The following is a 9,091-nucleotide window of genomic DNA, read 5'->3' as shown; positions in this document are numbered from 1 at the left end:
ACCCCTGTAACATTTGGTTCATCACCTCCGTTTAACAAGCGTTACCCACGAAAAATATCAGCTCAACATGCTGATTTACATATTTTTAGTGCTCTCGACAGATTTGCTCATGCATCGATGCGCCGTTTTTACGGCGCATTTTTTATGACCCGCATTTAAGTATTAATTTTGCAACATGAAAAAATACAGGCAAGCAACGGCTCTGTTTACCATAATTGGCTTAATGGCCTGTAACCTGGCAAATAAACCATCGCAACTGAAGGGCCCGGGGAAATTCATAAAACTGCCTGAATATTTCAGCCAGGAGAATACCCATATACGCTCGGGCGGCTATATGCTACATAAATCAGTGACCCTCAACGGCAAAACCGATACAATCAGCATCCGGGGCAACGACAGTGCTACTATACACGACCTGTTAAAGCCCTTCATGGATGCAGATTTAAATAAACCTTCCCTCCGCGACGAGTATGACACTTCCGGTTTGTATGATCCGTTTTCGGGGAGAAGATCACTGATCTATAAATCAAAGGGGAAACAGACCAATCCTTCGGAAATCACCCTCGAACTGGATAAACAAGGCAACATACAACAGGTAAACATCCATTCCTATACCAGCAATATGGTATACGAATTTCGGCAGGATCTGCACTATCAGCAAAACCGGCAGATCCGGATAACTACTTATCAGAAGATTGCTTTCCTGGCGCCCAAACAACTGGAAGTAAATGTAACGATTGCACCCAAAACAGGAATGTAAACATGACAGCAGCGGAGTTTCAGCAAATATCACACACCATACCGGGAGATGCCGGTATCTACAAATATTACGATGAATCAGGCACCCTCCTGTATGTAGGGAAGGCCAAAAGTTTGCGTAAAAGGGTAAGTTCCTATTTTGTTAAAAATCACGACAACTATAAAACGCGCAAACTGGTAGAACACATCCATCACATCGAGTTTACCATCGTTAACTCTGAACAGGATGCTTTTCTGCTGGAAAACTCCCTTATCAAACAATTCAAGCCCAGGTACAATATCAACCTGAAAGATGATAAAACCTACCCGTACATCGTTATCAAACATGAATCGTTTCCACGGGTATTTTTCACCCGGAATGTGATAAAGGACGGCTCTGATTACCTCGGCCCCTTCACCTCCGTAGGAAGGGTAAGGGAAATACTGGATGTGATCAAGTATAACATTCCCCTGCGTACCTGTAACCTGAACTTATCCGAAGAAAATATCCGTAAGGGAAAATTTAAAGTATGCCTGGAATATCACCTTGGCAACTGCAAAGGCCCCTGTGAGGGATTACAAACACAAGACGACTACCGCGAAGGACTACAACAGGTAAAGAATGTATTGAAAGGCAATCTTTCCCCGGTAGTAAACCTCTTCAAAGAACAAATGATGGAGCATGTGTCGAAGATGGAATTTGAGAAAGCAGAGATCATGCGGAAAAAGATAGAAAGCCTGGAAGATTATTCTGCCAAATCCACTATTGTAAACACCCGCATGGGTAACGTGGATGTGTTTTCCATTATCAGTGAAGGTAATCATGCCTATGTAAATTACCTGCGTATACTGAACGGCACTATTGCCGACACCAAAACCGTAACGCTTGAAAAACAACTGGAAGAAAGCGACGAAGAAGTACTTACCTATGCCATAGCGTATCTGCGCGACGCATTTAAAAGCATCAATTCAGAGATCGTAGTGCCATTCCCGTTAACCTACCCGGAAGGTAATATTACGGTAACCGTCCCTAAAGGTGGTGATAAAAAGAAGGTACTGGAGCTATCTGAAAAGAATGTGAATTATTTTAAAGAAGAACTATACCGTAAAAAGATCCTGCACCTGGAAGGCAAGTCGGATATGGAACGCAAACAGGTGCTCTACCAGTTGCAGGCCGATCTTGAATTACCCGCCTTACCGGAACATATCGAATGTTTCGATAACTCCAATTTCCAGGGCAGTTACCCGGTGGCCGCCTGTGTAGTGTTCAAAGATGGGATAGCTTCCAAAAAGGATTACCGCCATTTCAATATTAAAACGGTAGAAGGGATCAACGACTTTGCTTCGATGAAAGAAATCGTTTTCCGGCGTTATAACCGCCTGCTTGCAGAACAGCAACCTTTGCCCCAGCTGGTAATCATTGATGGCGGTAAAGGGCAGCTGGGTTCCGCTATGGAGAGCATCCGGGAACTGAACCTTATAGGCAGTATGACGGTAGTAGGCCTCGCTAAAAACGAAGAGGAAATATTTTTCCCGGGCGACACTGAAAGTATCAAACTTCCCTATAACAGCGAAAGCCTGAAACTCATCCGCCGGGTACGTGATGAAGTGCACCGGTTCGGGATCACTTTCCACCGCCAGAAAAGAAGCAAGGGTACCTTCAAAAATGAACTGGAAAGCATAAAAGGTATTGGCGGAAATACCGCTACACAACTATTGAAAACGTTTCGTTCCGTTGCTAAAATCAAACTGCTTTCCCAGGAGGACCTCGTGAAAGAAGTGGGCGCCTCCAAGGCTAAACTGATCTGGGATCATTTCCATAAAGAAGAAGCCTGAGGATGCGGTTAATACTAACAACAACCGGATCATAGAAATATTTCCGAAGAAGAGGCCGCCCCCGGTGGTTATACCCTCCTTTTCTCTTCTCACCGGGTGCAGCACTGTTAACACCCCGGTGTTATACAGCGTTTTTCACCCGCTGCATGCTACTGATAGCCGTCTCCGCCTGCAAAATATGCCGGCGTGTATGTGCCGTTAAAAAACCAAATGTATCGCCTGCAGATAATTTTATAAACCGCGATAGTGAAGTGCGCACTTTTATCTGCCGGATATTTACCTTGCCTGCACGAAGCAACAGGTTTTCCATCTGTTCCTGCTGCTGCATAAATTCAAGCAGTACTGGTGCTACTTCCGGTTGAACCGACGGCAAATGACCCTTGGGCGATTTCATTCGCGACCGCAACTGCCCGTCTGCTCCCGGTTCCATAAGCCGGGTAAACCAGGCGCCTATCCGGCTGCTGCGGAACAGGGGAGCAGGCCGGCTGTTGTGTTTTTCTGCGACGGTAATAGCCTTATCTAAAGCCGGGAGATAAAAACGGCTATAAGTGTTCAGGTGTTCCAGGCATTGTATGGCACTCCACCGGTCCGGGCCAGGCGTATGTTGCAGCGCTGCGTCTGTTTGTCCGCCGAAACGGTTCCGGGCTTTGTTTTGTATTTCCACATTTTTCTTTCGCAGTTCCTGCAGCAGTTCATCACTGTTTATGCTGGTCATGTTGTATTGGTTTAGTACAAAACTAGTGGTGCAGGAGATACAAAATCTTTGTGCAGATCAACATTTTACAGCTTCACAGTACTTAACAGTTTGCTGAAGGTAGCAGGGTCTATACCAAGGTAAGAGGCCAGGTACTTATGCGGGATCAGCTGTAACACATGAGGGCTGCGGGTAAGCAATGTCCTGAATTTTTGTTCTGCGGAAAAAGACAGCAATTCCTTATGCCTTTCCAGCACACCGGCCAATGCGGCAACAGTTGCCAGTCGGACCCATCTTTCCAGGATGGGGTATTGTAATGTAAGCCGGTTAAAGTCTGCATACGACAGGCGAAGAAGCTCGCTATGGGTAAGGGTTTCAAGGTACCAGGGCGATGGTTGCTGAAGCTGGAAGGAATCCAGCACGCCGGAAAAGGAACCGGCATAGGTAAATACGAGGGTGGATTCTTTATCATTTTCCAGGGAGAAAACGCGTTGAACGCCCGCAGTCACGAAATAGAGGTATTTTTCTATTTCCCCTGCGGCGGTCATCACTTCTTTCCGTTTAAACTGAACCGGGTGCCAACAGGCGGCCAGTGCCTCCCATACATCATCGGGAAGAGGCATTACCTGGTAAACAGTTTTACGTAGCTGCTGAAGGGGCATAGCAGCAAGATAAAAAAAGAAAGGCAATCAGCATAACTGATTGCCTTTCCGGTATTGATCGGTGATCATTTTTTGATTAGTACTGCCAGAGGTCCTGCTCTTTATTAAAGATACGGTCGTGAATGGCCTGTCCTTCCAGGAGGCGCATGGTACCGTCTTTAATGTAATCTTTGATCTCGCGGTTGTAGGTATTGTTTTCCTTTACTATATAGCTGCCAAAGAAGCGCATTTCAAAAAGATCTTCCCAGCTGATAGTGGAAGCATCGTTATTCTGGTTATACACATCATGTTTGGCCAGGATAGCGCGGCAATCCGGATAATATACCCAGAATAAAGGGATGGATGCGCGTACGCTGCCATCTTCATTTATACGGGATACCATGGGAGCTATACCGAGTATACGAACTTTGAGGGCGGAAGCTTCTTTGTCGAATACCCATACTTCCTTGATCTTGTACTGTTTGATGGTACGTGGATCGAAGTCGTCGCGGGTAGTCACCATTTTTTCTTCGCCTGTTACCGGATCTATACTACGAACGGTCCTTTCTTCACCGGCGAGTTTAGTTTGTATTTCCGAGTAGGGCATTACAGTGGTAAAACGGTCGTCGATAGCGCTGAAAGCTTCTACCTCTTTATTCTTGATGGCTTCGAGCAAAATATTAATGAACAGTTGGTTCACACCAGACTCATCTTCCACATTGTACTGGAAGGGGAGGTTGATCTTTTCCCTCACATCGATTACCTGCCATACACGTTTTTCCCAGAACCTGTCATCCTCACGGATGTAATCGTAGGCAATGGGGGTACGTTCCCTGGCAAGGTTCCTTTCCACCACACCATCCACTCGCAGCGATTTGCGTGGAGTATCTACCAGCGGAGCTGATATATCATCCGGGCGCAAAGAAGCCGGGGGAGCAGCAGTGGGAGGAGGAGGCGCTACAGCATTCCCGGTAGCCGGGTTTACTACGCTATCCGGTGCGGGTGTTGCTGTGGTGGCAGTTCTGCGGCGGGTAGTACCACCGCGGCGTTGCGCTTCAGCAGCTGTTGCCAGCATCACCAGCAAAAGAGTGCACCAACCAATTCTGTTAAATATTACTGCTCGCATAATTCAGTAATTAATGGACCGTTAGTTTAATTTAAATATAGTACTCGGCATGGAACGAACCACATTATCCGGGCCTTTCACTTTTACGTTTTCAAAGAAAACTTCGTCGCCTGGGCGCAGTGAACGGATGGATGCGGCTACGCTTCCCGGGAAATAAGCTGAAGTAGCATCACCTTCCTGGTATTCTTTGCCTTTTGCAGAGATACCTACACGGTAACCGATTACTTCGTATTTCACGCCTTCAAATTCAAAATCTTCGAGGTCGGCACGTAAACCGCCCTGTACTTTAAAGTCGGCAGCTTTCATGCTTCCTCCCTTATTAACTCCTACTTTCAGCACCGGGTCCGGAACGCGTTTTACACGAAATTCCTTCTGGCCAAGTGATTTGGTTTTACCATCGATGTTGGCAACTACATTAATTACTGCTTTGCCTGGCTGGCTTACAGTTACAATGTATTCGCCGGATGCACGTTTGGTCATATTACCACCTGATATAGAGGCAGATACCTGTTCAGCGGGTACACCAGCAGCAGAGATCGAGATAGGATTCTGCAGGCCGATATACAGCACGTTCATTTTATCTGCGGAAATAGAGGTTGCCGAAGCACCTACATTATAAGTTTCTGTAAAGGGATAGGATTCAGGAGCGCCACCAGTTGGGCTAGGTAAGGTAATAGTACCGGTCAGTGTTTTTTCACCAATGCCGGAAACAGGAATGGTAAATACTCCTAAACCTTCGTGTGCTTCAATGGTTTGACCATTCACAACGATAGACGGGTTAACCGTAGTGCTGTAAGCACCCACTGCGATGTTGGCAGTTAAGGTTTGTCCTTCCATCAGGTTTTTGGAATTTAAGGAGATAAATGGTCTTACTTTATCGAATTTGAATGTATTCGCATCAATCTGACGGAACAGATCATCGATAATGGCAGACTCAGAGTTTTTGATATCATTCTGGAATTTACCCAGGATGGTTACTGCAGCGATAGTAGGAACCATGTTGAAGTGGTAGGTTGTCCATGATTTAGGACCGCCGCCATGTTCATCATTTGATTTGCCTACTTCTATTTTAAGTGGTAAAGTTTTTTCGAACTGATCTTTCTTTTTTGGATCAACGAAAGAGAGCAGTTTAGCGCGTAAATCCTTCAGTTTAGCTTCCAGTTCAGGGCCTTTCTTCATGTTTTCCATTACTCTGGTTGGAGCATCCAGTCCGGCTTTATCCTTGATTTCACCATGTTCATCAAAACCGCCACTTTCTGTAATGATGGTTTTCTTTAAAGATTCAACATAGTCGTACATGCTGGCAGAAATTTGTTTCACCTGTTGTGCTTTGGCTCTGAGAGGTGCTGTTTTTTCCGCGTTGTCCTTCATCTGTGCATCAAACTGCCTGTAGATAAAGTCATTCTTGTCAGCTAAGGATTTATTTGAAGTATTAATTGAGTTATTTACGATACTAAAAGCGTTCAATATTTCAGCAGAGACGTTTAACGCCAGCATGGCCGTCAAGACCAGGTACATGATGTTAATCATCTTCTGCCTAGGATCTTTAGGTAGTGCCATAGTTTGTTTACAGATTTAATTGATATGTGTTAATTCAGAAACTATTAGCTGTACCTTATCTTCCTCCGTGCATAGCGCTCAGCATGTTACCATAAATTGAGTTCAGGTTGCTGAGGTTTTTAGCGAGCAGGGAAATTTGTTCCTGTGTTTTCTTGGCATCTTCAATGCTGCCACTCATAGCACTGGAAGCATTCTGCAAATTGCTGTAGAATGAATTCATTGCTTTCAGGTGGTTGTTGGTGTCCTGGAGTTCCAGTTCGTAGATAGCATTGAGGGAAGCCAGGTTTTTAGTCATGCCCTGCATCTGTACATGGAAATCTTTGGTAGACTCTGATGCACTGTTGAAAGAAGATACGGCAGCGGCGGCAGTGGTGTAGGCATTTGCTACGTTACCGATAGCGCTGGCAGCTTCTCTTGTTTTTTGTGTGTAATCTCCGGTAGCTGCTACCACATCGCTGATGTCTCTCATTTTATCAACGGTAGTACCCAGTTTCTGGAAATTTTCGCTTAAGCGCTGCAGGTTGGCAGGAGTAATGTCTGCTTCCTGGAGCATTTTGTCCAAACCGGCTACAGCAGGGCTTCCCGCTACAGCTACCACCTGTCCTTCAGTATGGGCGCCGGTATCAGGTACAAAAGCGTATACGAAAAAGATGAGCGCCTCAGTGCTCAGACCCAGGATCAAAGCGATGTCGGCTCCCCGCCAGTGCTGCAATTTGAACAGTGCCCCGATAATAACTACGGAAGCCGCAATACATACGAAAAAGTTCAGCCATTTAGCTTTGTTAGGATTCATAGCCATAGGTTAAAATTTACTGGTTAAAATGTTAGTTAAAGTCTGTATGGAATAGTTAATTCTCACTGATTTACTCATAATAGTGTACATACTACAAAGGTTTCTTTGGTGTTAATAAATACAGGCTATTACCGGTTTTTAATTATCCTATCTGTGCTTTACCCGTCTGCTCAGGGCAATGGTACATCTGAAACCTACGTAGGATTTCGAACTGTCCTGGTACTCATAAGTTCTGGTACCGGTTTGAAGGAAATATCCCACGTCTTTCCAGGAACCGCCCCTGATTGCTTTACGTTTCATCTTTAATGGTGCGTCATCCGGCACATCCATTCTCAGATATGGGTTCATATCTGATGTGAAAGAATAGGCGTTTTCGTAAAAGATATCTGCTGTCCATTCTGCAACGTTGCCGGACATGTTGTATAAACCATAATCATTAGGCCAGTAGGCATCTGCACGAACGGTGTAAAAACCACCATCTTCCGGGTAGTTACCCCTGCCTGGTTTAAAGTTGGCCAGCAAACATCCTTTTTTGTTACGGATGTAGTAACCACCCCATGGATAAGGTGTTTGCTCTCTTCCGCCGCGGGCAGCATATTCCCACTGTGCTTCAGAAGGTAACTGGAATTTATCTTCCGTAAACAGCTTCTTGCTGGCGCGGTAGTCTTCCCAGAACTTACTTCTCCACTCACAGAAAGCGGTTGCCTGGTGCCAGTTTACACCTACTACCGGGTAGTTGTCGAACGCCGGGTGCCAGAAGTACATACGCGTCATCGGCTCATTGTAGGCGTAAGAGAAATCCCTGATCCAGCAAAGTGTGTCCGGGTAAATGGGCACGTCTTTCTTTACAATAAAAGTAGAACGCGGCTTGCCGAAATTCTCTCTCAGTTTCGCTTTATCCCAGTTAAAGGTTTCCTGGTGGTATATCAGCTTTCCTACGTCAATATCTTTACGGCCATATAACCGGTCTGCTTCGGTGTACACCATCGCATCCAGTTTTTCCATGGTCGCCTTATCTTTATATACAATCTTCTGCTTCCAGTCAATGATATCATGACCATCATCAGATTTTACATGCCCCAGTAAAATATGCGCAATGGAGTCCTGTACCCAATTCACGAACTGGCGGTATTCGTTATTCGTGATTTCCGTAGCATCCATGTAGAAGCCGGAAATGGAAATAGACTTGTTACGCGCCGTGTACGCATAGTTTACGTCCTCATCACTGGGACCCATGTGAAAAGTTCCGGCTGGTATGTATACCATTCCGTACGGTACAGGGGGAGTGTACTTCGGTCTCGGACTCACGCCGATCAATTGCCCTTGTGCATTTTTTGGGGTTTTACTACCGCCACAGCTGGCCAGCAGGGAAACCAGCAAAACTGCCAACAGACCTTTTACATAGTTAAGCTTCATAAGGGTAGCTTTCATCAGAATATGTTTTTTCTATTAACCAGCCTGGTGTGATTTGCCTGTATACAAGGGAACACATTTCTCATTTTTTCACCCGCTTTGTTTATATGAAAGATAGCAAATGTAATAATTAATTTTAATCCGTAGTGACTTTTTATCCAACTTTTTCAATTCGCCTTACATCCTGTCTGTAACTAGTTTAAACGCGCTTTTTAACATTTTATTATATAAACGTAACAACATTTATTGAATCAGTAACCTCCCTTACAAAAGGCAAGTTACATAATTAT

The 9,091-nt window shown here is 45.1% G+C and carries 8 protein-coding genes; 2 read left to right on the top strand and 6 right to left on the bottom strand.

Features of this window, described 5'->3' with window-relative positions:
* Positions 1-175: 175 nt before the first annotated feature.
* Both VN105_RS00195 and uvrC read left to right on the top strand, forming a co-directional pair.
* Positions 176-760 carry a hypothetical protein gene (locus VN105_RS00195; protein WP_325636745.1) on the top strand — a complete coding sequence of 195 codons (585 nt, stop codon included), beginning with the start codon at positions 176-178 and terminating at the stop codon, positions 758-760.
* 2 nt (positions 761-762) lie between these two features.
* Positions 763-2,574 (top strand): excinuclease ABC subunit UvrC, encoded by a 1,812-nt coding sequence (gene uvrC / locus VN105_RS00190; RefSeq protein WP_325636743.1) that lies wholly within the window; start codon positions 763-765, stop codon positions 2,572-2,574.
* Between the two features lie 121 nt (positions 2,575-2,695).
* Here uvrC and VN105_RS00185 read toward each other — a convergent pair whose 3' ends face one another.
* The 6 genes from VN105_RS00185 to VN105_RS00160 all read right to left on the bottom strand — a co-directional run bounded on the left by VN105_RS00185 (position 2,696) and on the right by VN105_RS00160 (position 8,819).
* Positions 2,696-3,289 carry a DinB family protein gene (locus VN105_RS00185; protein ID WP_325636741.1) on the bottom strand — a complete coding sequence of 198 codons (594 nt, stop codon included), beginning with the start codon at positions 3,287-3,289 and terminating at the stop codon, positions 2,696-2,698.
* 65 nt (positions 3,290-3,354) lie between these two features.
* Positions 3,355-3,930 carry a Crp/Fnr family transcriptional regulator gene (locus tag VN105_RS00180; protein ID WP_325636739.1) on the bottom strand — a complete coding sequence of 192 codons (576 nt, stop codon included), beginning with the start codon at positions 3,928-3,930 and terminating at the stop codon, positions 3,355-3,357.
* Positions 3,931-4,006: 76 nt separating this feature from the next.
* Entirely contained in the window at positions 4,007-5,035 is a 1,029-nt protein-coding gene (gldN, locus tag VN105_RS00175) for a gliding motility protein GldN (protein ID WP_325636737.1), read from the bottom strand.
* A gap of 21 nt (positions 5,036-5,056) precedes the next feature.
* The gene (gene gldM / locus VN105_RS00170; RefSeq protein WP_325636735.1) at positions 5,057-6,595 is read right to left on the bottom strand and encodes a gliding motility protein GldM; all 1,539 of its coding nucleotides are present in this window, start codon (positions 6,593-6,595) and stop codon (positions 5,057-5,059) included.
* A gap of 55 nt (positions 6,596-6,650) precedes the next feature.
* Positions 6,651-7,388 (bottom strand): gliding motility protein GldL, encoded by a 738-nt coding sequence (gene gldL / locus VN105_RS00165; RefSeq protein ID WP_325636733.1) that lies wholly within the window; start codon positions 7,386-7,388, stop codon positions 6,651-6,653.
* 147 nt (positions 7,389-7,535) lie between these two features.
* The gene (locus VN105_RS00160; protein ID WP_260607365.1) at positions 7,536-8,819 is read right to left on the bottom strand and encodes an SUMF1/EgtB/PvdO family nonheme iron enzyme; all 1,284 of its coding nucleotides are present in this window, start codon (positions 8,817-8,819) and stop codon (positions 7,536-7,538) included.
* Positions 8,820-9,091 lie beyond the last annotated feature (272 nt).

The organism is Chitinophaga sp. (assembly GCF_035564935.1).
Classification (GTDB): domain Bacteria; phylum Bacteroidota; class Bacteroidia; order Chitinophagales; family Chitinophagaceae; genus Chitinophaga.
This window is presented reverse-complemented; position numbering and strand designations above follow the sequence as displayed.